The 24,912-nt window shown below is 42.2% G+C and carries 21 protein-coding genes and 2 tRNA genes; 13 read left to right on the forward strand and 10 right to left on the reverse strand.

The window, feature by feature from the left end:
• Nucleotides 1-17 precede the first annotated feature (17 nt).
• Genes BM176_RS00650 through BM176_RS00660 form a run of 3 tightly spaced genes read left to right on the forward strand, consistent with a single transcriptional unit; the run spans nt 18 to nt 6,653 of the window.
• The gene (locus tag BM176_RS00650) at nt 18-1,514 is read left to right on the forward strand and encodes a glycosyltransferase family 2 protein (protein WP_090098548.1); all 1,497 of its coding nucleotides are present in this window, start codon (nt 18-20) and stop codon (nt 1,512-1,514) included.
• On the forward strand, nt 1,511-4,378 hold the full coding sequence (locus tag BM176_RS00655; protein ID WP_090098551.1) for a tetratricopeptide repeat protein: 2,868 nt from the start codon (nt 1,511-1,513) through the stop codon (nt 4,376-4,378). The genes BM176_RS00650 and BM176_RS00655 overlap by 4 nt, the downstream gene beginning before the upstream one ends.
• A gap of 22 nt (nt 4,379-4,400) precedes the next feature.
• Nucleotides 4,401-6,653 carry a DUF4838 domain-containing protein gene (locus tag BM176_RS00660; protein WP_177230259.1) on the forward strand — a complete coding sequence of 751 codons (2,253 nt, stop codon included), beginning with the start codon at nt 4,401-4,403 and terminating at the stop codon, nt 6,651-6,653.
• 161 nt (nt 6,654-6,814) lie between these two features.
• Here the strand turns inward: BM176_RS00660 and BM176_RS00665 are convergent, their stop codons facing one another.
• On the reverse strand, nt 6,815-8,356 hold the full coding sequence (locus BM176_RS00665; RefSeq protein ID WP_369823682.1) for an alpha-N-arabinofuranosidase: 1,542 nt from the start codon (nt 8,354-8,356) through the stop codon (nt 6,815-6,817).
• A gap of 213 nt (nt 8,357-8,569) precedes the next feature.
• Here BM176_RS00665 and BM176_RS00670 point away from each other — a divergent pair.
• Nucleotides 8,570-8,642 (forward strand) — tRNA-Gly (locus tag BM176_RS00670).
• A 725-nt stretch (nt 8,643-9,367) separates the two neighbouring features.
• Here the strand turns inward: BM176_RS00670 and BM176_RS00675 are convergent.
• Both BM176_RS00675 and BM176_RS00680 read right to left on the reverse strand, forming a co-directional pair.
• Nucleotides 9,368-9,568, reverse strand: coding sequence for a hypothetical protein (locus tag BM176_RS00675; RefSeq protein ID WP_090098555.1), 201 nt, complete (start codon nt 9,566-9,568; stop codon nt 9,368-9,370).
• 60 nt (nt 9,569-9,628) lie between these two features.
• Entirely contained in the window at nt 9,629-10,678 is a 1,050-nt protein-coding gene (locus BM176_RS00680) for a glycosyltransferase family 2 protein (RefSeq protein ID WP_255373393.1), read from the reverse strand.
• Between the two features lie 64 nt (nt 10,679-10,742).
• Here BM176_RS00680 and BM176_RS00685 point away from each other — a divergent pair, with 64 nt between their 5' ends.
• Nucleotides 10,743-11,912 carry a sensor histidine kinase gene (locus BM176_RS00685; RefSeq protein ID WP_255373394.1) on the forward strand — a complete coding sequence of 390 codons (1,170 nt, stop codon included), beginning with the start codon at nt 10,743-10,745 and terminating at the stop codon, nt 11,910-11,912.
• Between the two features lie 53 nt (nt 11,913-11,965).
• On the opposite strand, the gene BM176_RS00690 is transcribed toward BM176_RS00685, so the two are convergent.
• The 3 genes from BM176_RS00690 to BM176_RS00700 all read right to left on the reverse strand — a co-directional run bounded on the left by BM176_RS00690 (nt 11,966) and on the right by BM176_RS00700 (nt 13,268).
• The gene (locus tag BM176_RS00690) at nt 11,966-12,541 is read right to left on the reverse strand and encodes a hypothetical protein (RefSeq protein ID WP_143097665.1); all 576 of its coding nucleotides are present in this window, start codon (nt 12,539-12,541) and stop codon (nt 11,966-11,968) included.
• A 299-nt stretch (nt 12,542-12,840) separates the two neighbouring features.
• A tRNA-Leu gene (locus BM176_RS00695) sits at nt 12,841-12,924 on the reverse strand.
• A 152-nt stretch (nt 12,925-13,076) separates the two neighbouring features.
• Complete coding sequence (locus tag BM176_RS00700; protein ID WP_090098559.1) at nt 13,077-13,268, reverse strand: hypothetical protein; 192 nt, start codon at nt 13,266-13,268, stop codon at nt 13,077-13,079.
• A gap of 29 nt (nt 13,269-13,297) precedes the next feature.
• On the opposite strand from BM176_RS00700, the gene BM176_RS00705 reads away from it, so the two are divergent.
• The 3 genes from BM176_RS00705 to BM176_RS00715 all read left to right on the forward strand — a co-directional run bounded on the left by BM176_RS00705 (nt 13,298) and on the right by BM176_RS00715 (nt 15,394).
• Entirely contained in the window at nt 13,298-13,927 is a 630-nt protein-coding gene (locus tag BM176_RS00705) for an HAD family hydrolase (RefSeq protein ID WP_090098561.1), read from the forward strand.
• A gap of 201 nt (nt 13,928-14,128) precedes the next feature.
• The gene (locus tag BM176_RS00710) at nt 14,129-14,761 is read left to right on the forward strand and encodes a DUF4136 domain-containing protein (RefSeq protein WP_090098563.1); all 633 of its coding nucleotides are present in this window, start codon (nt 14,129-14,131) and stop codon (nt 14,759-14,761) included.
• A gap of 12 nt (nt 14,762-14,773) precedes the next feature.
• Nucleotides 14,774-15,394: an outer membrane beta-barrel protein gene (locus tag BM176_RS00715; protein ID WP_090098565.1), complete on the forward strand. Its 621-nt coding sequence runs from the start codon at nt 14,774-14,776 to the stop codon at nt 15,392-15,394.
• A gap of 58 nt (nt 15,395-15,452) precedes the next feature.
• Here the strand turns inward: BM176_RS00715 and BM176_RS00720 are convergent, their stop codons facing one another.
• From BM176_RS00720 to pyrF, 3 genes are all read right to left on the reverse strand, one after another.
• Nucleotides 15,453-16,439 carry an FAD:protein FMN transferase gene (locus tag BM176_RS00720; protein WP_090098567.1) on the reverse strand — a complete coding sequence of 329 codons (987 nt, stop codon included), beginning with the start codon at nt 16,437-16,439 and terminating at the stop codon, nt 15,453-15,455.
• A gap of 2 nt (nt 16,440-16,441) precedes the next feature.
• On the reverse strand, nt 16,442-17,623 hold the full coding sequence (locus tag BM176_RS00725; protein WP_090098569.1) for an acyl-CoA dehydrogenase family protein: 1,182 nt from the start codon (nt 17,621-17,623) through the stop codon (nt 16,442-16,444).
• A 91-nt stretch (nt 17,624-17,714) separates the two neighbouring features.
• Complete coding sequence (gene pyrF / locus BM176_RS00730) at nt 17,715-18,539, reverse strand: orotidine-5'-phosphate decarboxylase (RefSeq protein ID WP_090098572.1); 825 nt, start codon at nt 18,537-18,539, stop codon at nt 17,715-17,717.
• Nucleotides 18,540-18,966: 427 nt separating this feature from the next.
• On the opposite strand from pyrF, the gene BM176_RS00735 reads away from it, so the two are divergent.
• A complete protein-coding gene (locus BM176_RS00735; protein ID WP_177230260.1) occupies nt 18,967-19,827 on the forward strand; it encodes a sugar phosphate isomerase/epimerase family protein in 861 nt (286 codons plus the stop codon).
• A gap of 15 nt (nt 19,828-19,842) precedes the next feature.
• Entirely contained in the window at nt 19,843-21,198 is a 1,356-nt protein-coding gene (locus BM176_RS00740; protein WP_090098576.1) for a Gfo/Idh/MocA family protein, read from the forward strand.
• 96 nt (nt 21,199-21,294) lie between these two features.
• Here BM176_RS00740 and BM176_RS00745 read toward each other — a convergent pair whose 3' ends face one another.
• Nucleotides 21,295-22,392, reverse strand: a complete 1,098-nt coding sequence (locus BM176_RS00745; protein ID WP_090098578.1) for an Mrp/NBP35 family ATP-binding protein — start codon at nt 22,390-22,392, stop codon at nt 21,295-21,297.
• A gap of 178 nt (nt 22,393-22,570) precedes the next feature.
• On the opposite strand from BM176_RS00745, the gene BM176_RS00750 reads away from it, so the two are divergent.
• The 3 genes from BM176_RS00750 (at nt 22,571) to BM176_RS00760 (ending at nt 24,820) form a co-directional block, all read left to right on the forward strand.
• Nucleotides 22,571-23,236 (forward strand): carboxypeptidase-like regulatory domain-containing protein, encoded by a 666-nt coding sequence (locus BM176_RS00750; RefSeq protein WP_090098580.1) that lies wholly within the window; start codon nt 22,571-22,573, stop codon nt 23,234-23,236.
• 12 nt (nt 23,237-23,248) lie between these two features.
• On the forward strand, nt 23,249-24,139 hold the full coding sequence (locus BM176_RS00755; RefSeq protein WP_090098582.1) for a 3-hydroxyacyl-CoA dehydrogenase family protein: 891 nt from the start codon (nt 23,249-23,251) through the stop codon (nt 24,137-24,139).
• A gap of 171 nt (nt 24,140-24,310) precedes the next feature.
• Nucleotides 24,311-24,820, forward strand: coding sequence for a helix-turn-helix transcriptional regulator (locus tag BM176_RS00760; protein ID WP_090098586.1), 510 nt, complete (start codon nt 24,311-24,313; stop codon nt 24,818-24,820).
• The last annotated feature ends 92 nt before the right edge of the window (nt 24,821-24,912 follow it).

The raw sequence follows: 24,912 nt of genomic DNA on the forward strand, positions 1-24,912 counted from the left end.
TTAAATGGACTAAGATATTGGAACTGTTTAATAATTTTTATGAAGGCTTTGTATTCGTGTATGGCTGTACCATGCTGTTCATGTATGCATTGCTGGCGCTGCTTTCTCTCCGTGGGATCATTAAATTCCAGCGGAAGAGCAGTTATGTAGATTACAATCAAATGCTGCAGTCGCCACTGGCGCCTGGCATCTCTATTATAGCTCCGGCCTTCAATGAAGCAGTAACAATCATCTCTAATGTGCGCTCACTGCTCACACTTAACTACCCACGCTTTGAAGTAATCATCGTGAATGATGGGAGTACAGATGATACTTTGCAAAAACTGATTGATGAGTTTCAACTTGTGCAGGTAGACTTTGCCTATAATGAACGTATTAAATCACAGCCTGTAAAACGGTTGTTCAAATCGGCTAACAGCGCATATGACAAGCTGGTGGTGATAGATAAAGTGAATGGTAAAAGCAAGGCAGATGCCTCTAATGCAGGGATCAATGCTGCTGCATATAACTATTTCCTGTGCACGGATGTGGATTGTATCATTGAAAAGAATACGCTTTTGCGTATGATCAAACCCTTCATGGATGAGGAGCATAATAAGATCAAAGAAACCGGTGATCCCTGTCCCGAATGCGGTTACATACATGTGGTAGAAGACAGTATACGCGTTATTGCTACCGGCGCTACTTTACGCATTGCCAATTCCTGCGAAATAGATGAAGGAGTGATTACCCGGGTGCGCCCGCCGGAAAAATGGCTGCCCCGCTTCCAGGAGATGGAATACCTGCGTGCTTATGTGCTGGGCAAAATGGGCTGGAGCATGATCAACTGTGTACCTAATGTATCCGGAGGATTAGGACTCTTTGATAAAGATATTGCAATTAAAGCTGGCGGATACGACAGTAAATCCTTTGCAGAAGATATGGATATGGTTACGCGCATGTGTACTTACATGATCGATAACAAACTGAAATATACTATCCGATATATTCCTACTACACAATGCTGGACAGAAGGACCTCCAAACATGAAGGTATTCAGCCGGCAGCGTACCCGCTGGGGACGTGGACTGGCAGAGATCATCACCATACACCGCAAGGTGATCTTTAATCCCCGTTATAAGAAACTTGGGATGGTAGTATTGCCTTACAACCTGTTCTTCGAATTTCTCGCTCCTATCATTGAATTTAGTGGGATTCTATATTATATCTACCTCATCATTACCGGTAATATAAACTGGCATTACGCATTCATCCTGCTGTTATTCGTATACTTCTATTCAGTAATGATTACCACACTAGCTATTTTGTGGGACCAGAAAACCTATCATTATTATCAAACGTGGAAAGAGGTGATCGGATTAGCATTAATGGCTTTTATTGAACCTTTTGTATACCATCCCTTCATCGTATTCTTTGCCCTGCGTGGTTATTATTTTTTCATGATAGGCAAAAAGCATAGTTGGGGTAATATGCAACGCCAGGGATTTGGGAAGAAGAAACCTGCAAACATATGATGTTCGTTTTTAAATATATACTGGTTGTTTCAGTGCTCTGTTTTTCATTACAGACACAGGCACAGCTTTTCAAAAAAGGAAAGGATGCAGATGACCTTTATAATGAAGCTGTAAAGGAAACAAACCTGCAACATTATCAGAAAGCTATACAGCTATCCAAAGAGGCGCTGAATAGAAGAGCTGATTTCACTGATCAGGAATTATTACTGGGCAAACTTTACCTTCTTACCGGTAATAAAGCAATGGCCAGGAAATATGTAAAAAAAGTACTTGAAAAAGATCCGCTGTACAGGGATGCATACCTGCATGCTACCAATATTGAAATCAGCGATAAAAAATACGAAGAAGCAGAATGTTATGTGGATGAAGGATTGTATCATTTTCCCGGAGACAAGGATCTGATGCTGAAGAAACTGGCAATCCTGGATGTTGCAGAAAATTTCTACCAGGGAGGTATATATGCTAATGCCCTGCTGGATAAATTTGCTTCAGATACCACCATTCAGAAAGCATATACCGGCCACTACCTGCTGGCAGGACATTATTACCAGGTAAGAGGGAATGATCTGCTATCCCAACAGAACTACGAAAAAGCATTAATACTGAACCCTGGTAATACAGAAGCAAAAGATGCCATCACCAGCATGTATATCAGAAGTGGCAGTTATACAAAAGCCATTGAACGGGTAAATGCCGGATTAGCCGGCAATCCGGAATCATACGACCTGATGATGCGCAAGTTAGGACTCTTGCAGGATATGCATGATTATGCAGAAGCAATCAACATGCTGGGAGTGATCCTCAAACGTTATCCAAACGATGCGAAAGCACGTAGTCTTGAAACACCCCTTCGCATGGAAGCCGCTGCCTGGTATGCAAACACAGACCCCTACCTGCTTTATCAGGGTATACTGGAAAAGAACCCCGGTAACAGGGAGGCGCTGGACAAGCTAATTGGCATGAGTATGTCCAGAGGTGCTTATCGTGAAGCCCTTATCTGGATCAACAGAGGACTGAAAAACAATCCGAATGATCAGCGGTTACTTAACTTGAAAATGGATATACTGGAGAACGACCGGAAATTTACAGAAGCTGCTGCCCTTGCAGAAAAACTACGGCAGAGCAATCCTTCTTCAGCAGATCTCCGAAGTCACTTTACTGCATTGAAAATAGCCAGTGGCCGTGATTATCTTGCACAGCAACAGTATGATCTTGCGTTGGCGGAATTTGAGAAAGCATTACAGGCAGATCCTTCAGATACTACTGCTCTTGATATGCTTGCAAATACCTACATCACACAGAAAGATCCTGGGCGTGCATTACAGGTATTGGATAAAGCGATTGCCTCCTATCCCGATAACATACGCTTCCTGATTAAGAAATCCGGCGTACTGGCAGATATGGGGCAATATGATGAAGCTGCAGAAATTGCTGAACAGCTGTTAAATAAATATCCTTCGGATGAGAAATTCACAGCCAACCTGGTAGACCTCCGTCTTACTGCAGGCCGCATCCTGATGCAGTCGGAAGAGTATGATCTTGCTGCGGGTCAGTTTCGTGCAGTTATCGCGCAAGCGCCCAATAATACAGATGCACTGAATTATCTTATTAACCTGAAAGCAGCCGTAGGCCAACCAGACAGCGCATTGCTCTACGCCAATCAGGCTTTACAATATTATCCGGGCAACAAAGAACTCCTGCTGAAAAAAGCAGGTATCCTTACTGATATGAAACGCTATGACGAAGCAAATGCAATCACCTATCAGCTGATGCAACGTTATCCTTTCACAATCAAATACAGAACCGCTTATACAGATGGATTGCTGGCTGCAGGAAACAATGCCATGAAGAATAATTCGCTTGACAGTGCACTGGCAAATTTCAGACAGATCCTTGCGATCAACAGGAAAGATTCTATGACTTTACTGTATACCATCAATATATTCAACACCAGGAAGGAATATGATAGTGCATTACTCTATGCAAACCAGGGACTCCGGTATTATCCCGACACCGAAATTTTCCTGCAAAAACGTGCTACAACACTTGAATTTCTGAAGATGTATGCCCCTGCAGCAGAAACTGCAGACTCGGTTGTAAAAGTGCATAATACGCCTGCCAATATTGATTATGCAGATTACCTGCACAGCAAAACCATGAAAGATCAATTTGGCATGTACTTCCTGCATTCCAGCTACGACTATTCAGATAGCAAATACAACATTGCTACCCTGGAATACCGTCACTTTATTAAGCGGGGATCTTATGCGGCAAGACTGAACTACGCCGGTCGTGCAGAGGGTACCGGCTTACAGGGTGAAGCGGAATTGTATTACATCCACAATCCTAAATTATATTCCTATGCGCTGGCAACATATTCAAATGAAGTGGCCTTTGCAAAAATGCGACTGGCATATTCCATATTCAAAACGTTCAAACATAATTTTGAAGGGGAACTGGGGGTTCGCTACCTGAATGCAGACAGCTCTAACACTATCTCCGGTGTGGCTTCCATTGCGAAAACCTGGAAAGACTTCTGGGTAAACTTCCGCGCGTATTATATCAACGGTGATTCCAAATCATATACATCTTTCAACCTCACTACACGCTATTATATGAACCGGCAGCAGGATTACCTTTCTTTCAATGCAGGACTGGGAACTTCTCCCGATGACAGAAGCCGGTTAGTACAGTTCCCGCAATTGGCAGGATTATTGACCCGCAGTGTAGGTGCAGGTTATCAGAAAACATTTAAATATCGCACTACAGTAGGATTATTTGGAACATGGATCAATCAGAAGATTGCTACTACGAATTACCAGAACCAATACGATCTTTACATTATGCTACAACGTAAATTCTAATCACTCTTTTTATATGTTCCGGATGATGCATACATTACTACTATTCATGACCCTGCTTACATATAACGGTTGTAAATCGCCCCAGGGTGATATCGAAATTATAGCAAATGGCGTCACAACTTATGTGATAGTATTACCGGAAGCTGCTTCCAGAAACGAAAAACGTGCGGCAACAATATTGCAGGATTATCTGAAACGTATTTCCGGTGTGTCTCTGAATATTATCACAGAAACTGCATACACAATGCAACCTGCTATTTTCATTGGTAATACTGGTCATTCGGAGAAGTTCAATACCGGCAAACTGAAGAACGAAAGTTTCTTCATTGCATCGGACTATAAATACCTTTATATTAAAGGCGGTGGTGGTAAAGGTGTTATATACGGTGTTTATACATTACTGGAAGATTACTTCGGATGCAGGAAGTATGCTGATATACCTACCAGCCTACCTGTTGATAAAAACATCCATATTGCAAAGCAGCTAATGGATAAGCAGGAGCCAGCATTGGTCTACAGGGAAACTTATTACCCTAATGCATTCGATAATGAATACCTGGAATGGCATAAGTTGCATCGCTTTGAAGATCTATGGGGATTATGGGGGCATTCCTTTTTTAAGCTTGTTCCTCCTAAAACATATTTTGCTTCACATCCTGAATACTATTCACTGGTCAATGGTAAAAGGGAAGCAACACAATTATGCCTGAGCAATGAAGATGTTTTTAATATTACTGTAGATTATTTCCGTAAAGCGATAGCAGATAATCCGGACGCATTATATTGGTCCATTGCTGCAGAAGATGGCAGCAGCTTTTGTACCTGTGATAAATGCAGTAAAGCGAATGCAGAAGAAGGTAGTCCTTCAGGTTCCCTGATCCGTTTTGTGAATCGTGTGGCGGCACAATTTCCTTCACAGCAATTTACCACCTTAGCATATTTGCATACATCCAAACCTCCGCAGCAAACCAAGCCGACCTCCAATGTATATATCATGCTCAGCAGCATTGATGTTTACCGTCAGGGTCCTATCAGCTCCACTCCTTCTGCTGCAGCCTTCAGAAAAAACCTGAAAGGATGGGGCGCTATCACTGACAATATTTTCCTCTGGGATTATACTACACAATTCACAAACTACCTGGCACCATTCCCGGATTACAATAATCTGCAACCTAATCTGCAATATCTTATTGGCAATAAGGTAAAGGGAGTTTTCTCACAGGGCAGCGCGGAGACTTACAGTGATATGGCTCCTTTCAACAGTTATATACAGGCAAAGCTGCTCTGGAATCCCGCACTGAAATATGAAGATCTTACTATAGATTTCCTGAATGGTTATTACGGGAAAGCAGGTACGTTTATAGGGCAATATATGCAGGCACTTACCACCAATCTGCATAACACCAAAACACAACTGGATATTTACGGTAATCCCGTTAATAATTTCATCAATTATCTTTCTGCGGAAGCAATAGATCAGTATTCTACATTACTGGACAAAGCTGAAAAGGCCGCTGAAGGCAATAGTAGATTCCTGAGTCGTGTGTATGCTGCAAGGCTGCCACTTGAATATACGGTACTTCAACAGTCACGTTTCTTTGGTACTGAGAAATATGGTTACCTGCTTCCGGGAAACAGCTCCGCTGAATATATCGTCAATCCAAGATGGCCTGAGCGGGTGAAGAAATTCATAGCTCAATGCAAAGAAGCAGGTGTAAAAGAATTAGCGGAAGGAGGACCAAGTCTGGATGCCTATCAACAAGGATGGGAAACCACCTTTGCCCGTAAATGGATCAACAGCCTGTCCTTCAGGGCACCGGTAGTACTTGCCAATCCATATTCAGAAGAATATCCTGCTAAAAAGGAAAGAACTCTTACAGATGGGTTACAGGGCGATAATGACTTTAGTATTAACTGGCTGTTCATATATGGGAAAGACCTGGTAGCCACTATTGATATCGGGAAAGTGCAGACAGTAAAAGAAGTGCGGATGAACTTTTTACAGGATCCAAGGCATTACATCTTTAATCCTTCTGATATTATTATAGAAACATCTAAAGATGGTATAACCTTTACGCCTGCCGGAAAGCAGGTTATACCGGTATCTGAAGAAGATTATGCTGTTAAGATCAACAACTTTCATTTCCAGCTACTGTCGGTGAGTACACGTTTTATCCGGGTGACAGGCCGTTGTTTGCAGAATATACCGGCATGGCGTGTGGCAAACCCTGGGAAGAAGCCTTCTGTATGTTGCGATGAAGTATTTGTATTATAGCATTATCGATTGATTGCAATCGCGCTCTTTAGGCAATACCTATACTTTATTTTAGTTATGCCCAACTGTTCATAATGAATATGGTCCGCCTTACGGCGGACCATATTCATTATGAACAGTTGGTAATGCTCTGATCATTTCCAGGCATTATTAATTAGATATTACTTTAGTTCCAGTACTACTACTGACTCAGCAGGTAATTCTACTACCAGTTTATCTCCTTGTTTCTTAGCTCCCGCAAAAGGTACAATATGTACTTTGTCTGGTTGTTCAAATGTATTTATGTCAGTAAACTTCGTCGCGGTCAGGATCTGTCCGCTTACTGTTTTCCATTGTACCCCATTAAGGCTGGTACTTACTGTGATCTTTTCTTTAGGATTTATGTTTACGAAAGAGATGTGTACAGCACCTGTGGAATCACGTGAGGCAGAAACATTCACGGAAGGGATCTGCTCATTACCGGAAGTATACGCAGGACTGTTCAGTTCCATGGGCAGGTATTGTGCATCCTGATGCACTTTATAGAGATCAAACACATAGTAGGTAGGTGTAAGCAGCATCTTTTCTTTATCGGTAAGGATGAGAGCCTGGAGCACGTTTATGGTTTGTGCCAGGGCTGCCATTCTTACACGGTCACTATGATTGTTAAAGATATTCAGGGTAGAACCGGCAATCAGGGCATCCCGTAAGCTGTTCTGCTGATACAGAAAACCCGGATTTGTACCTGGCTCAACATTGGTCCAGATACCCCACTCATCTACTACAAGTGCCACTTTCTTTTTAGGATCGTATTTATCCATGATAGCTGAATGTTTGATGACGAGGGTGTCCATCATCAGACATTTTCTCATGGTAGTGAAATACTGTTTTTCATCAAAGTTGGTAGCAGAACCTTTATCGTTCCAGGTTTGCGGAACAGTATAATAATGCAGGGTTAATCCCCATAACTGTCCGGCAGGGATCTGTTTCATACAGGTTTCTGTCCAGTTATAATCAAAGTCGCTGGCTCCGCTTGCAATTTTTTTCAGAGGTGCTCCCGGATAGTTTCTTGCATAGGTAGCATAGCGGCGATATTGGTCTGCATAGAAAGCAGGTGTCATATTACCACCACATCCCCAGCTTTCATTACCCACTCCCCAGAAACTCACTTTCCAGGGCGCTGGGTGGCCATTCTCTTTACGGATGGTACTCATAGGGCTCACTCCATCAAAGTTCATGTATTCTACCCATTTGGCCATTTCCTCTACAGTACCGCTACCCACGTTGGCAGATACATAAGGTTCGCAATGCAACAGTTCGCAAAGTTCCAGGAATTCGTGCGTACCAAAGCTGTTATCTTCAGTCACCCCACCCCAGTTTGTATTCACCATTTTAGGGCGTTGTTCCCGTGGACCAATCCCATCCCGCCAGTGGTACTCATCTGCAAAGCAGCCGCCTGGCCAGCGAAGATTAGGTATTTGGATTTTCTTTAGTGCTTCCACTACGTCCAGCCTGATCCTGTCTTTTTTAGGGACGTTCAGGTTAGGATCTACCCAAAAGCCATCATAAATACACCGGCCCAGGTGTTCAGAAAAATGGCCATAAATATGCCGGCTGATAGTGTGGTCCGATTTACCTTGTATAACAAGGCTGGCAGTATTTTGTGCATGCACGGAAAAAACTGACAATAATAGTAGTAAAAGAGAGACTCTGTTTTTCATCATGTTCTATTATATTAATAACGTAGTTACGGTGAAGACGTGGAACAGTAGCTAAGATAGAAAAAATAATTGTCAATTATACAACTAATTTAATCGTATAATTATTTACAATTATTTAAAAAAAATGGAACAATTTATTTTGTGATTTCAAACAATATCTTACATTTGCAATCCCAATCGGGAAAAACAACAAAGTTCTTTTATAAAAAAACACTTGCGGAAGTAGCTCATTTGGTAGAGCACGACCTTGCCAAGGTCGGGGTGGCCGGTTCGAGCCCGGTCTTCCGCTCATAAAAAGTCCTGATATTGCAAAATATCAGGACTTTTTTCATTTATGGCTGTGTTGTTTCGTAAGTTCTTTTTTCTGAAAGTCTATCCGGAAAGTTGTATTTCAAAGCCCCACTTAATAGACTGTTTTTCTGTCTGGATTTAAAGCCTTTTATACATTCCTGTCCCGGGAAAAAGAATATGCTGTCGCTTTCCTGTCTTTCATCTTATTTCCTTACTGTTACTTTGAATCAATTGTTTATTGGGATTACATTTTCACCGGACAATATGACTTTTATATTTGTTTATGACCGGTTTATGGTGGTTAATATCTGGTGTCAATGAGGATCTATAGGCAGAACACACGTAAAACATACCTTGAACACCCTTTAAACAGATTGATGCGAACTAAGGGTGTTCAAGGTACGTCCAAAGGGTGTTCAACCTACGAAGCAACTATAGACTCACTACGAACTTGCTATTAACTCTCCCCGAAAGCATTATGAGAAAACAATCGAAAATTAAAATCTTCTTCTTTAAAATTAACAATTATCCATGCAATTTTAGTGCATGATCCAGGTTACGCAATAAGATTTAAAGCATGAATTCCCACTAATGGGTAGATTAATTGTACCTGATCCGGATTTCTTCATTTTAAAGATCCTTCGCTCCAAAATCAGGTTTCTGTATAATAGAAAAACCCCCTTGGCAATGCCGAGGGGGTTCAAAAGAAATATCGCTAATTACTTATTTATACTTAGGATTGTACAGCGTGTTTTCAGGTACTACCACTTCTGGTTTACCCTGGTAACGGTGTTTAAAGAGATTATAGCATCCACCCAACACAAAACAAAGCAGGCAGATCACTGTTATGTAAAAGAGGAACCGGGAAGATGATACCCAGTTATTGGTAAAGTCGTTCTTGTTCTCAACAGTATTATGTTCCATAGCTATTATTTTCGCATTGCAAACTTACATCATGTCAGATAATAATCAAAGGAAAATGAGTTATTTTTCCAACGTCCTGAAAGTCTTTCTGTTCAGGAAATAATACCTCCAGATCATAATACCATGAAATACCCCTGTCAGTTCCAGCAATTTCTTATCTGGCAGCGGGTATTTTAAGCGATCATAGCTGCGGCGCCACCTGCAATAATGCCGGTAAGCCCTGAAAATAGCTCTCATATCTGCCGGTTTACCAGCTGCCAGGCTTTTCACAGCCGCCAGTACGTCCAGGAAGAAGCGTTGTGTTAATATGATCCACCTGTCTGCCGGATGCAGGTTCTTCCATAGCATCATCAGGTTGTTCCGGAAGTTGAGGTACAGCTTACGGGGATTTCCCTGGGGTAAGCTCCCCCCTCCCACGTGATAAACAATAGATTCCGGGCAATAACAGATCCTGTAACCGGCCCTTTGCAGCCGCCAGCAGAGATCCACTTCTTCCATATGAGCAAAGAAATCAGCGTCGAAACCATGCATCTGATGAAAACAGGAGGAACGGATGAACAAAGCAGCCCCACTAGCCCAGAAGATATCTTGTGCATCATCATACTGGCCCTCATCTTCTTCCGTTGTATATAAGATTCTGCCCCTGCAGAAAGTATAACCCAGTATATCCATCCAGCCCCCTGCCGCTCCTGCATACTCAAATTCGGTTTGGGCATGATAAGCACGAAGTTTGGGCTGGCAGGCAGCGATGTGATGGTCCCGCTGCATCTGTGCTACTACAGGTTCAATCCAGCCGGGCTCAACCTCTACATCCTGGTTCAGCAACACATAAATATCTGCTTTCACCTGCTGTAAAGCCGTATTATATCCTCCTGCAAAACCGTTATTCTCGTTGTTCAGAATGATCTTTATATCAGGAAAATGCGTACGTACAAATGCCACGCTATCATCTGTAGAAGCATTATCTGCCACATACAGCTGCAGATTTCCATAAGTGGATCTGCAAACAGAAGGCAGAAACTTCTCCAGGAAACTACGCCCGTTCCAGTTCAGAATAACAACCGCTACTGATGGTAATGCAGACAAACCATTCTCTTTATATGTTAACAATAATTTTAGCGTTGCAAATATGCGACAAATTATAATAGATCGATGCTTATACTAATTGCACAATATGCTTAATTTAGATGCTGGTATGTTTAAAAAGTTTATTGGCTGGAAATTCGTACTGGTATCTACGGCAGTGATTATCATTGTGGGAACTATATGGTATGTTAGCAGCCTGGCCAGCAAAATCGAAGAAGAAGAAACAAAAAAGGTAGCTACCTGGGTAGCCGCCAACCGTGAATTATTACAGGCTTCTGATGAAGCCAACATCAACCTTGCAGCCGAAATTATCACCAATAATACTTCCATTCCCGTTATTATCACCAATAAAACGGGCGAAATTATTGATTCCAGGAATCTCGATACCACCAGTATTTCCCGGGACCCTGATTACATGCGGGAGCAACTGGATATCTTCAAAAAACAACATCCTCCCTTTGTTATGGAGATTGATGGGAAAAATAACCTTTATAATTACATTTATTACGGAGATTCCCTTATTCTGAAACAAGTACGCTATTACCCCTATATTCAACTGGTAGTAGTGTCTTTCTTTATCTTCCTGGTACTGATAGCCCTTTCCAGCTCCAACCGTGCTACACAGAATCTCCTATGGGTAGGCATGGCCAAGGAAACAGCTCACCAACTGGGCACACCGTTGTCTTCCATTGAGGCCTGGATAGAACTCCTGAAAGAAAGTGAAGGGAATGAAATGGTAGCAACAGAGCTGCGCAAAGATGTGGACCGCCTTAAACTTATTACCGAAAGATTCTCTAAAATAGGCAGCGTACCCCATCTGGAAGAAAAGGATGTGATCCATCAGGTGGAGGCTATGATGCAGTATATCCGCAAAAGAGCTCCACAGAAAGTACTCTTTACCATGCATACCCAGGAAAACGAGATTCCTGCCATGATCTCTCCTTCATTATTCGACTGGGTAATAGAAAACCTGCTTAAGAACGCACTGGATTCAATGGAAGGAAAAGGAGCCATCGATATTTATATTGAGAGTTATCCTGCCCATATCATTATAGATATCACAGATACGGGTAAAGGCATTCCTAAAGCGAACATCGAAAAAGTGTTCAAACCTGGGTTCAGTACTAAAAAACGCGGTTGGGGTTTAGGATTGTCTCTGGCCAAACGGATTATAGAAGACTATCATAAAGGACGGTTGACGATAAAATCATCTGAACAAAATAAGGGGACTACCTTCAGGATATTACTGCGTAAGTAAAAAAGAGAGCCTGTACCCTACTCCGGATACAGGCTCTCTTTTTACAAAAAAATTTATTGATCTAATCTCAGGTTTATGTTTGAAGTTGCATTCTTAGGAATTCTGATTGCTTCAGAATGAACGTGACGACCACCATTAGGATCATAGAAATATTCTCCATATCTGATTCCACCATTCTTATAGGTAAGATGTTCCAGGGTATCAACTACTGTACCGGAAGGGAAGGGAATAGTGTAAGTCATAATGGTTTTTGCTGCATTCACAAACTTCCATGTCATTGGAGTTCCAGTTCCTCCTTCATCGGTGTAAACACCTGTCATATCTGTCTTGAAAGTGATATACTCATGATCGAAACTCTGGGTGTTTGAAGATCCACCTCTTAGATAGTAATAAGGAGTGTTGTCATTAACACCTCTGATTTCCTGGAGTTTCCATGGAGTGCTGGTAATCAGTTCAAGTGTAATAGCAGTATCTTTTAAAGTAATTGTGTCCCTTACAATAAGAGTATCTCTTACCGTAACTGTATCATACTTAATAGTTTCGTCCTTACCACATGAAGAAACAGAAACCTGAAACACGGCTAACATGCAAACGATTGCGATGAGGGGCAAACCGATTGAAAATTTCATAGTTTATTAGAATTAATTTATCTGCAAATATATGAATTAAAAATTATATAACTTAATGAGTAAAGTCTTTATGAATAATAAAGGAGTAATGAAAATATAGTGATTTTTCACTGAGTACTGCATTTTAATTTAACTGGCAGTATTCATTAGAGGAAGCACTTCCAGCCCTGGGGCTCAATTACCGGTTTTATTGAAGATTGATCACTAATAATGAAGATTTCGTATAGGGAATGCGTATTGGATCCTGGTAATTTATAAAAACGAAAAACCCGCCAATAAGGCGGGTTTAAATCGTTAAGTGCGGAAGAGGAGATTCGAACTCCCAAGCCCTTTCAGGCACTACCACCTCAAAGTAGCGCGTCTACCAATTTCGCCACCTCCGCAGCTCTGAAGCGGTTGCAAAAATAGATTGTTTTTGATAATGAACAAATTTAATTCATAATTTCCGTTGAATCCCCTTCTTATTGAGGCCTGTTAAGTATACAATTATCTCATTAACATCAACTTATTAATTGATGTTAATGATAATCCACTGTTACAGATTACCTATGTCAATGCCTGGCAAACGAACGCCTATCTGACTACCTGCCTGGAAAAAGGAAAATATTATATCCTGAAACCGGGTGGATACCATCTTACAGGCTCCTGTATATGACCTTTCATAGGTTTTCCGCATGATCCGGGATATGCAGAAAGAAAAACCATAACTCAATTTATATTTTTCCATAATTTATAAAATGCACTATCTTTATATTCATGAACACTGATGCTGCTAAAAAATATTCCAATCTGGTATTCGATCTTGGTGCTGTATTAATAGATTGGAATCCCCGGTATCTCTATAGTAAAATATTTGCCACGCCGGAAGAGACAGACTTTTTCCTTGAAAATATCTGTACATCAGACTGGAATGAAGAACAGGATGCCGGTAGAAGTTTGCAGGAAGCTACCGAAATGCTGATCATTCAACATCCGGAATATGAAGCACATATCCGTGCTTTTTACGGACGTTGGAAAGAAATGCTCGGTGGTCCGATCGAAGACACTGTAAATATCCTGCGTACATTAAAAGAAAGCAACCGTTTTAAACTTTATGCGTTAACTAACTGGTCTAACGAAACATTTCCGCTGGCTCTGCTATTTTATCCTTTTTTGCAGTGGTTCGACGGTATTGTTGTATCCGGCAGGGAAAAAATGCGTAAGCCTCAGGCAGAATTTTATGAACTGCTGTTAACCCGGTATAACATTGATGCACAAGCCACCCTGTTTATTGATGATAATCAGCGCAATATAGCAGGAGCTGCAGCCTGTGGCATAGAAGGCGTGCATTTTACCTCTCCCCTTCAGTTAAGAGAAATACTATCACAAAAATCCATTTTGAGCTAATAACTGACTTTAGGAAGATCTTAACACTTCCCAGGCCTATTTGCTGTAACATCCCCCAATTAACTACGTTTTATAACCGTGTCATGCCTTGTAAATAACTATTACAATTATGGCACATTTCCTGTTGTAAATAGATCAGCAAGAACCCACGTCCCTCTCCCCTTACCTGCCCGGAAACAGCAATTAATAAAACCCGTGAATATGAAAAGAGTCATGTATTTAATGAGTGCATCACTGATACTAACAGCGTCTATCAGTAGTTGCAGTAAGGACCCGCTGAAAAATATGACAGATGAGGAATCCCGAATCTACGTTACAAATCGCGCAGACAGTGTTGATTTTACAACTTACGCCACCTTTAGCATAGCTGATTCTGTGGCGGTGATCAGCAATACAAGCAATGATAGGCGGGAGTTAACAGATTATGATAAAAAATTGATTGCAGATGTCTCGGCAGCAATGGTTGCAAAAGGTTATAAACTGATAGCCAGAACAGGTAAGCCGGACCTTGCAGTGAACCTGACGCGTATTGATAATACCTACAGCTCGGTTTACTACGATCCCGGTTACTGGAGCGGCATTGGGGGGTACTATGATCCGTTTTACTGGGGGTATGGCGGTTATGGATATTACTGGCCTTCTTACTACCAGGTGTATCAAAAGGAAAGAGCTGTTTCTATAGATCTCATAGATCTGAAAAATCCAAAAAACAATCAACTGGTGGCCATTTGGAATGCAATGCTTCGCGGCTCCGGTGTATGGAATATAAATAATGTAGACTCCATGGTTACAGCAGTATTTGCACAGTCTACCTATTTAAAAACTTCTAATTAAAATAGAATACAGATGAAAAGTTTAAAGAATTGGATACTGATGATGATAGCCTTCATGGGCGTGCAAAGTGCCTCAGCACAAATGCGCTCCCCATTATCTGTAAATGTTGATTATTCCATCGCACAGCCGCTCGGCTCACTGAAGGATTATACTGATAAAACCAGCTTCCGTGGCTGGAGAGCCGGACTGCAATACCAACTGAATGATCAACTGGCAATTGGAATAAGATCAGGTTATCAGGAGTTTTTTCAGAAACTGCCGCGCGCTGTCTATCCTATAAAAGGTGGTGAAATATCTGCTGTACAAACCCGTACTTTACAGGTAGTGCCTATCCTGGCCACAGTACAATATCAGTTAACTAAGCCTGATGCTAAAGTAATACCATATGTAGGATTAGGTGCCGGTGCGGCTAATATGGAATACAATAAATATTACGGAGAATTTTCTGACAAATATACCGGATGGCAATTTATGGCGACACCAGAGGTAGGGATCAACATCCCTTTTGGACAAGGTTCTCCGTTGTTGTTTAACGCCAGTATACAATACACTTATTCTCCTTATAAAATACAGGAAATTACCAACTATAATGTAGTACAGGCCAATGTGGGTCTGAGGCTGCACATCAATTAATTTCCCACATATTCTATAAAACCAAATCAGGGGGGACGAGCACAGCCCCCCTCTTTTATTAATGCACCAATAACTTTTCAAAGCCTGGGGAAAACTGCTCTTTGATAGTACCATCCGTATCTTTATAAATAAAGTAAACTTCCAGTCCGTATTGCGGATATTGTTTAATGAATGTCATCGCCTTATCTACTCCCATTAAGATCAGCGCATTATCAAAACCATCTGCTGTTATAGCATCTCCGGCAATAACAGTTACACTGATAATATTGCTGTGTAATGCTTGTCCGCTTACCGGGTCAATAGTATGTGCAAAGCGGGTACCTCCCTGATCAAAAAAGCGACGGTAATTGCCACTGGTGGTAATAGCCCTGTTGGGTAACTGCAGGATTGCCTGTACCGGATCATCCTCTCCTGGTCGTTCTATTCCTACTGTCCAGATCTTATCATGCTGGTTATGCCCTTTACTACATAACTCTCCTCCCACATCCACCAGATAATTCATGATTCCCCGTTGTTCCAGAAAACGGGCCAGCACATCAGAAGTATATCCCTGTGCAATGCCATCACAATCTATTTCCACACCAGCCTCCCGCTTAATTAACCAGTTTCCTTTTATTTGTAAATGATGATATCCCACATGCCGCAGTACCTGTCGCAATGTATCCGCAGATGGTACTGTCTGCACAGCAGGACGATGAACACCGAATCCCCATAAATCTACCAGCGGTTTCACTGTAATATCAAAAGCACCTGAGGTGATTTTACTGATCCATAAAGACTTTTCTACAACAGCACGCATGTGTATATCCATCTTTATTTTATGCCCTGCATTAAAACGGTTGATGAGTGAACCGGGTTTATAAAGAGACAACGACTGATCAATAGCTGAGAAGATTGAATCAATCGGATGCTGCAGTGAAGTCGTATCTGCAGAAAGATATTTCACAATATAGTAAGTGCCCTGTGCTTTTCCTTCGAAAACCATCAGGCGCTGTGCAGAAATATTAACAGAAATAAGAAGAAAGAATACTAAAAACTTCATCATGTTTAATGGAAGGCATCTAAACCAGTAATGTCCTGCCCTGTAATCAGCAGATGGATTTCATGTGTACCTTCGTAAGTGATCACACTTTCCAGGTTCATCATATGGCGCATGATGGGATATTCGCCGGTGATACCCATACCACCCAGCATAGACCTGGCATCCCTGGCTATTTTAGTAGCAATTTCGCAGGAATTACGCTTCGCCATAGATATCTGTGCAGGAGTGGCTTTGCCTTCGTTTTTCAATACTCCCAGCCGCCAGTTCATCAATTGAGCCTTTGTGATCTCAGTGATCATTTCTGCCAGTTTTTTCTGTGTAAGCTGAAAAGCCCCTATGGGCTTGTCAAATTGAATCCGCTCCTTTGAATAACGCAATGCCGCATCATAGCAATCCATCGCAGCACCTACTACTCCCCAGGCAATACCATAGCGGGCAGAAGAAAGACAACTTAACGGGCCTTTTAGTCCCTTTACATTGGGAAGAATATTTGCTTTGGGAACTTTTACATTGTCGAATACCAGTTCGCCGGTTGCGCTTGCCCGCAGGCTCCACTTCCCTTTGGTTTCGGGGGTAGTGAATCCTTCCATTCCTCTCTCCACAATAATACCACGTATTACACCAGCTTCATCTTTGGCCCATACTACAGCTATTTGTGCAAATGGCGCGTTGGAAATCCACATTTTAGCACCATTCAGCACAACATAATCATCTCCGGCATCGCGGAAATTTGTGATCATGCTGGAAGGGTCGGAACCATGATCTGGTTCTGTTAGGCCGAAACACCCCATCCATTCTCCTGAAGCCAGTTTGGGTAGGAATTTCCTTTTCTGTTCCTCACTACCAAAAGTAAAGATGGGATACATTACCAGCGATCCCTGTACGGATGCTGTAGAACGGACGCCACTGTCGCCTCTTTCCAGCTCCTGCATCATAAGTCCATATGCAATATGATCCATTCCTCCTCCGCCATATTCCTGCGGAATAGTAGGACCAAAACAACCCAGTTCACCTAGTCCTTTGATAATCTGGCTGGGGAAAGTAGCCTGCTGACAGGCATCTTCAATGATGGGGGAAATTTCTTTTTTTACCCATTGGCGCACTGTATCGCGCACCAGCAGGTGTTCTGCAGTTAGCAGGTCATCTACCTGAAAATAGTCGGGGGATTGAAACAAGTCTTTCAGCATGTGGAACACGTTATGCTGTAATATACTAAAAAGTGAGGCTGCACCAAAAGTATGCAGCCTCACTTTTATTATTATGATTAACGAGGTCAGGTTATCTGTCGGCTAATGCCCCTTCAAGATATTCTGCCATTTCCCGCTGCAATTCCTGGGCTGCGATACGGGCATCCTGTGCAAAATCTTCACCATTACCCGCATAGATAATGGAACGGCTGGCATTTATCAGCAGGCCGCAGTCTTTGTTCATGGCATTGGCAGAAATTTCCTGCAGGCTGCCTCCCTGTGCTCCTACACCAGGCACCAGGAAGAAATGATCAGGTACCAGTTGACGGATATGTGCCAGCTGACTTGCATCATTGGTAGCACCTATCACAAACATCAGATTCTCTGGTGTACCCCAGCTCATACCGGCTTTAAGCACCTTTTCATAGAGGTATTCATCGCCCGATTGAAGCATCTGGAAATCACTGTTGCCTTCATTGGAAGTAAGGCCCAGCATGATAGTCCACTTTTCATGAAAAGAAAGGAAAGGCAGTACACTGTCACGCCCCATGTAAGGAGCTACGGTTACTGCATCGAACTGATATGTTTCGAAGAACGTTTTGGCGTATTGGGTAGAGGTGTTGCCAATATCCCCGCGTTTGGCATCAGCAATGGTAAACATACCGGAAGGAATATACTCAACGGTACGTTGTAGTGTTTCCCAGCCACGGATGCCCATGCATTCATAAAAAGCAGTATTAATCTTGTAAGACACACATAGGTCTTTTGTAGCATCAATAATAGCCTTGTTAAACGCAAATACGGGGTCTGGATAGGAAAGCAGGTGACGGGGTATCTTATGAAGATCTGTGTCAAGTCCAACACATAGATAAGATTGCCGCTCCTTTATCAGATTCACCAATTCCTGTCGGTTCATAAAGTATCAATTTGGGGCGCAAAGTTAAGTAAAACTTAATCAATGCATGGTTACATTTAAAAAAAGCAAAATATTACAGTCTGAAAGCCATAGGTCGCCATCCTTCAATTAAAGTTCTGATATTTTATTTGGATTTTAAAATTCATTAGTACTTTGTAGTGGCCCGGTTTGATTATTTTGATCAAAACCTCCGTTTTTTGTGACGGGGCTCCGCTCATCACAAAAAATGGGGGGTACGGGACTTCGCCCTGCACCTCAAAAAAATCAAACTGCCCTTTGTTAATCCCGGTTGGTGAAGGACTTCCGGCTCTTCGCCAACCGGGAAGATCTTATCTGGCATGGGAATAAACTCACCACCAATAATACTCCTGTTTGGATTTATTAAATAATGTTCCTAACTTTTGACTTCCTCGTTTATGAAAAAATTATGATGAAAAACTACCTCAGATGGCTCTTTTGCGGTGTATTCCTTGTTGCTTTGCAATCGAATGCACAAACCCGGTTACCCATGCTTGGCATGACTACATCTTTCAGGAATGATAGTCTGCTACATGCTGAAGGATTTACTTATATAGAAGAGTCAGTCACCAAGATCTTATCTCCTGATATTCCGGAAGATACCTTCCAGGTTTACCTTAAGCAGATACGTAAGATGCATTGTAAACTGGAAAACTGTAATAGTTTCTTTCCCTCGTCGATGAAACTGACCGGACCAGCTGTAAATGAAAATCAGGTACTTACGTACGTGGAAAAAGTAATGCAGCGGGCAAAAAAAGCAGGGATCACGACGATAGTACTGGGAAGCGGACCTGCCCGGCATATTCCGGATGGTACCAATCGCGACAGTGCCCGGACGCAATTTATAGCGTTATGTCGCAAAATAGCCGTGATAGCAGGTCGTTATAACTGCACAATAGCCATCGAAAACCTGAACAGTAAAGAAACAAACTTTGTCAATAGCCTGTCAGACGCCAATGATATTGTAAATGCAGTGAACCATCCTCATTTCAAACTCACTGCAGACATCTATCATATGCTCAAAGAAAATGAACCTGCCAGCATTATAGAGAAAACGAAAGGGAACCTTGTACATTGTCATATTGCAGAGAGAGAAAAAAGAACTCCTCCCGGTACTGCTGGCGATGATTTCAAACCTTACATGGCAGCCCTTTATCATATTGGTTTCCAGGGAAAGATCAGTCTCGAGTGCCGCTGGGATAATATGGCCACCCAAGGGAAACCCGCTTTAGAATACCTCCGTAACCAGATTATAGCATCCTATAAATAATTAAAATTAACCTAAATGAAATCACGTCGTGAATTCCTGAAACAATCATTACTTGCCGGCACCGGGGTTACCATCAGTGCAATGGGTATGCCCGCCAGCAGTTACGCCCGCATCATGGGGGCAAATGACAGGGTGAATGTAGGGCTGGTCGGCTTCTCTGACCGCGCCCGTCAGGCACTACTCCCCTGCTTTTATAACAATAACAAAGAACTCAACTTCGACATCATCGCAGTATCCGATATCTGGAAAAGGCGACGGGAAGAAGGACAGGCATTCCTTCAGCAAAAAGGAGGACACGATATCAAGGCCTGTGTCAATAATGATGAACTATACAAGATAAAAGATCTCGATGCTGTAATCGTTGCTACCGCCGATTTCCAGCATGCATATCATACCATTGAGGCTGTTGGCAACCGCATGGACGTATACTGCGAGAAGCCTTTTGCAGAAACAATGGACGATGCACGTAATGCCCTTAAGGCAGTAAAAGCTTCCGGCAAAATATTCCAGGTAGGTACGCAGCGTCGCAGTGGCGCCAGTTACCATGCTGCCAATGATTTTATCAAAGCAGGTAAATTCGGTCCCATCACTATGGTGGAAATGACATGGAACGTTAACCAACCGGGACGCTGGCGCAGGCCGGAACTCTTAAAAGAGATCAGGGAACAGGATACTGACTGGAAACGTTTCCTGGCCGGTCGTCCGGCAGACAGCTGGGATCCGCGGAAATATCTTGAATATCGCCTGTTCTGGCCATATTCTTCCGGGATCTTTGGTCAATGGATGACACACCAGATCGATACTGTTCATTGGTTCAGCGGGCTTAAACACCCCCGTACTGCAGTCGCTAATGGTGGCGTTTATATGTGGAAAGATGGTCGCTCCAATGCCGATACTCTGACCGCCGTATTTGAATATGGTCCTGAAAACGATCCTAAAAGCGGTTTCCAGGTAGCATATAGCTCCAGATTCTCTAATTCTGCCGGAGGTACCAAAGAAATGTACTACTCTAATGGCGGTACGATTGATATCGATAAGAATAAGATCAGTCCTACCGGTGGACTTACCGAACGTGAAGCACAGGAAATGGGCATGCATGCGAATTTATTACCTGAAATGACGCTGGCATCTGCAGAAAGTAAAGTATCTACCGGCGCCAATACCGGTGGAGATGCGCTGACTAATGGACATATGCGAAACTGGATGCAGTGTGTGAAAGATAGAAAACCAACGAATGCACCGATTGAAGCGGCTTATTCTCACTCAATAGCCCTGATCATGGCGAATGCGGCTTACCGTACCGGTCAGAAAGCAACTTTTGATGAGGAAAGACAAGAAGTAATGGTAGGAGGAAAACCATTTACCTTATAACCCTTTATATGGTGATGACGTATCAAAAATAAATAAATGGCCTGTATCATAAGTACGATACAGGCCATGTTATTTATAGCAAATAGTTATTTAAGTTTAAACGAACACTTCTACAATCTTTGTAGGAGGTACATTTGCATTCCGCATAGCAACGCTGCGGGCAACATGGCTGGCAAAACCCATAAAGGCAAGTTTTGTAGCATCATCTCCGCTGATCATTGCCGGTACTCCATCATCACCACCTTCACGGATACTCTGTACAAGGGGTATTTGTCCCAGTAAAGGTATTTCCAGGTCTGCCGCCAGGCGTTTACCGCCATCTTTACCAAAAATGTAATACTTATTGTTGGGCAGTTCTGCCGGTGTGAAGTAAGACATGTTCTCTACCAGTCCAATGATAGGCACATTGATTTGAGCGCCACTGAACATAGCAATTCCCTTTTTAGCATCTGCCAGCGCCACATCCTGAGGGGTGGTCACCATTACGGCACCTGTTACTGGAACTGTTTGCACCAGTGTCAGGTGAATATCTCCGGTTCCCGGTGGCATATCTATCACCAGGTAATCCAGTTCGCCCCAGTTTACATCAGTAATAAACTGTTTCAGTGCACTGCTGGCCATAGGACCACGCCATACAACTGCCTGTTTTTCATCTATCAGCAACCCGATAGACATCAGTTTGATGCCATGTTTTTCCAAAGGTACAATCATCCCTTTTCCATCTATATTGGTCATCATTGGTCTTTCACCACGTACACCAAACATAATAGGAACGGAAGGACCGTAAATGTCGGCATCCATCAGACCTACCTTTGCACCACCCTCAGACAGGGCAAGCGCCAGGTTAGAGGCAACAGTAGATTTACCAACACCACCCTTACCGGAAGCTACCACAATGATATTCTTCACATGTGGCAGTACGCTTTTGCCATCCTTACGGTTAGAATTCACATTGGCCGTCATATTCACATGTACCTCAGCCTCTTTGCTTACCAGGTGATGGATAGCATTTACGCAGGCATTCCTGATCAGATCTTTCAACGGGCAGGCCGGGGTAGTAAGCACTACCGTAAATTTCACCTTATTCCCGTCTACCTCAACATCTTTCACCATGTTCAGGGTTACCAGATCTTTACCCAGATCAGGCTCTTCCACGTTACTCAAAGCCTTAAAAATCTGCTCTATAGTGATCATAAATAGTTGTTAATTTTAATTCGAGACTGCAAAGTTAACCCAATTGAGACTTAATTTGTTCCCACTGTCAATACTTTTTGTTCTTTTAGCTGATGAGCTTCCCATTCATCAATCTATATTGTTTAGAAGACAATTGTATGCTACAGATTTTCAACAAATCCTTTATCTTAGAGCCGGCATGCACAAGAAGATTACCTACATATTGTTATCATCTCTGTTTTTTCCTTTCCTGCTGAAAGCACAATTCGCGCAGTTTAAAGACAGTATCATACAAATTTCCGGTATTACCATGACTGCAGACAGTCTCCGGGCTATTCCCGCAGTTAGTATACTCGTAAGAGGTCAGAACCGTGGTACCATTTCCAATACTCAGGGGGTGTTCTCCATTGTGGCTTTTAAAGGAGATACGCTGTCTTTCACTGCAGTCGGTTTTAAACGCAAGGACTATAAAATTCCGGCTACACTACCTGGTAACAATTACTCGATGATCCAGCTGATGGTAGACGATACCACTTATCTGCCGGTAACTATCATCAAACCCTACCCTACCCGGGAAGAATTCGATAAAGCCTTCGTTAGTTCGGACATTCCGGATGATGAATACGAAATAGCACGTCAGAATACTCAACAGGCCCGCTTACGCGCGCTATCCCGCTATACCCCGCCGGATGCACGTGAAGCCACCAGTATGTACCTCAACAAACAGGCGCAGTCATTGTATTATGCAGGACAGCAGCCTCCCCAGAATATTCTCAATCCGCTGGCATGGGCACAATTCATACAGGCCTGGAAGCGGGGCGACTTCAAAAACAGCAGTAACTCGAAATACGGTTACGGATATTAAAATCAATACACCATGCAACAAATTGCAGTCATCGGCTCCGGTACCATGGGAAATGGTATCGCTCACGTATTTGCACAAAACGGTTTTAAAGTAAACCTGGTAGATGTATCTGCCCCGGCACTTGAAAAAGCGCTGCAAACCATAGAAAAGAATCTTGACAGGCAACTGGCCAAAGAAAGTATTACAGCAGCGGGAAAAGCACAAACCCTGCAGAATATTACTACCTATACAGACCTGCCCTCCGGCGTTAAAACAGCAGACCTGGTTGTGGAAGCTGCCACTGAAAACATCTCCCTTAAACTTAAAATCTTCCAGGAGCTGGATCAGCATACGCCACCAACTGCTATTTTAGCTACCAATACCTCTTCCATCTCTATCACCCGTATTGCTGCTGTAACAAAACGCGCCGGGAAAGTGATAGGCATGCACTTCATGAATCCCGTACCGGTGATGAAACTGGTGGAGATTATCAATGGATATGCTACGGAAAAAACGGTAACAGATACAATTGTTCAATTATCTGAAAAGCTAGGTAAAGTACCCTGCGTGGTGAATGATTATCCCGGCTTTATTGCCAACCGCATCCTCATGCCCATGATCAATGAAGCTATTTATTCCCTCTATGAAGGAGTAGCCAATGTAGCTGAAATAGATACGGTAATGAAACTGGGAATGGCGCATCCCATGGGACCATTACAGCTAGCAGATTTTATCGGACTGGATGTATGTCTTTCTATCCTGAACGTATTACATGATGGTTTCGGTAATCCAAAATATGCTCCTTGTCCATTGTTGGTTAATATGGTAACAGCAGGATATATGGGGGCTAAAAGCGGGGAAGGATTTTATAAGTATGAGAAGGGCAGCAAAGACCTGATAGTAAGTGAACGGTTTTTAAAATAAGTGTAAGGGCTGATTTTTCATCAGCCCTTATTTTTTGCTGAATATTTGGAATAGTTGTACAAATTGTACAACTATATTCGTAACTTAGTGTAAAATCATCCAAAGTTTAAGTACCCACAATATGAAGGAAAGCGTGCTTAATTATTTATAATAATCAAAAATCTGATTAATATGAAAACAAGCAAAAAAATCCAGAAAGAGGATTTTGATGTTTTGATCGGGTCGGAAAATCCAAAAGAAGATTCTCCTGAACTTGCAGCAAAAACAGCAGCTCATTTCAAAGCACATGTAGCCCAAAGAACTGAGTCAAGAAAAATTAAGAATGAACTGTTGGCGATACAATACAGAATGGAAGAGTATCTGGACAACGAGGACAAAAAATCGGAGAAATACATTTCATTAGAAGCTTTTCTTTCAGAATTTCTCAAAGTACTTAATCTATCCTTTAAGAAATTTGCTGTCAATATTGATAGTTCTGATGCAAATTTGAAAAAGTATATGAACGGAGAAAGGAAATTCAATACTGAACTGGCAATGAAGTTTGGTCATTTCTTTCATACCAATCCCGAACTCTGGCTTAAACTTTATGTAAGGAATGAATTTATTCAATTAAATGCAGCCAAGAAAAATCAAAAAAAGTATGCTAAATATGACTACGAAAAGCAGGTGGAATTACATTAAGTCTAAATAAAGGTACATTGCCTATACCATGAGTATAGTCATGATATAGGCAGATACTATTCATATACTTGTTTCAATATATCCAGTATTAA

It is taken from the genome of Chitinophaga sp. CF118 (assembly GCF_900112615.1).
Lineage (GTDB): Bacteria > Bacteroidota > Bacteroidia > Chitinophagales > Chitinophagaceae > Chitinophaga.

Excerpts from the sequence above, each read along its gene's own strand:
- BM176_RS00735 (WP_177230260.1), top strand. The coding sequence starts at position 18,967 with ATGATGAAAAACTACCTCAGATGGCTCTTTTGCGGTGTATTCCTTGTT.
- BM176_RS00665 (WP_369823682.1), bottom strand. The coding sequence starts at position 8,356 with ATGATGAAAAACAGAGTCTCTCTTTTACTACTATTATTGTCAGTTTTT.
- BM176_RS00745 (WP_090098578.1), bottom strand. The coding sequence starts at position 22,392 with ATGATCACTATAGAGCAGATTTTTAAGGCTTTGAGTAACGTGGAAGAG.
- pyrF (WP_090098572.1), bottom strand. The coding sequence starts at position 18,539 with ATGAACCGACAGGAATTGGTGAATCTGATAAAGGAGCGGCAATCTTAT.
- BM176_RS00685 (WP_255373394.1), top strand. The coding sequence starts at position 10,743 with ATGCTTAATTTAGATGCTGGTATGTTTAAAAAGTTTATTGGCTGGAAA.
- BM176_RS00660 (WP_177230259.1), top strand. The coding sequence starts at position 4,401 with ATGATGCATACATTACTACTATTCATGACCCTGCTTACATATAACGGT.
- BM176_RS00760 (WP_090098586.1), top strand. The coding sequence starts at position 24,311 with ATGAAAACAAGCAAAAAAATCCAGAAAGAGGATTTTGATGTTTTGATC.
- BM176_RS00725 (WP_090098569.1), bottom strand. The coding sequence starts at position 17,623 with ATGCTGAAAGACTTGTTTCAATCCCCCGACTATTTTCAGGTAGATGAC.
- BM176_RS00655 (WP_090098551.1), top strand. The coding sequence starts at position 1,511 with ATGATGTTCGTTTTTAAATATATACTGGTTGTTTCAGTGCTCTGTTTT.
- BM176_RS00675 (WP_090098555.1), bottom strand. The coding sequence starts at position 9,568 with ATGGAACATAATACTGTTGAGAACAAGAACGACTTTACCAATAACTGG.
- BM176_RS00705 (WP_090098561.1), top strand. The coding sequence starts at position 13,298 with ATGAACACTGATGCTGCTAAAAAATATTCCAATCTGGTATTCGATCTT.
- BM176_RS00715 (WP_090098565.1), top strand. The coding sequence starts at position 14,774 with ATGAAAAGTTTAAAGAATTGGATACTGATGATGATAGCCTTCATGGGC.
- BM176_RS00710 (WP_090098563.1), top strand. The coding sequence starts at position 14,129 with ATGAAAAGAGTCATGTATTTAATGAGTGCATCACTGATACTAACAGCG.
- BM176_RS00755 (WP_090098582.1), top strand. The coding sequence starts at position 23,249 with ATGCAACAAATTGCAGTCATCGGCTCCGGTACCATGGGAAATGGTATC.
- BM176_RS00690 (WP_143097665.1), bottom strand. The coding sequence starts at position 12,541 with ATGAAATTTTCAATCGGTTTGCCCCTCATCGCAATCGTTTGCATGTTA.
- BM176_RS00720 (WP_090098567.1), bottom strand. The coding sequence starts at position 16,439 with ATGATGAAGTTTTTAGTATTCTTTCTTCTTATTTCTGTTAATATTTCT.
- BM176_RS00700 (WP_090098559.1), bottom strand. The coding sequence starts at position 13,268 with ATGGAAAAATATAAATTGAGTTATGGTTTTTCTTTCTGCATATCCCGG.
- BM176_RS00740 (WP_090098576.1), top strand. The coding sequence starts at position 19,843 with ATGAAATCACGTCGTGAATTCCTGAAACAATCATTACTTGCCGGCACC.
- BM176_RS00750 (WP_090098580.1), top strand. The coding sequence starts at position 22,571 with ATGCACAAGAAGATTACCTACATATTGTTATCATCTCTGTTTTTTCCT.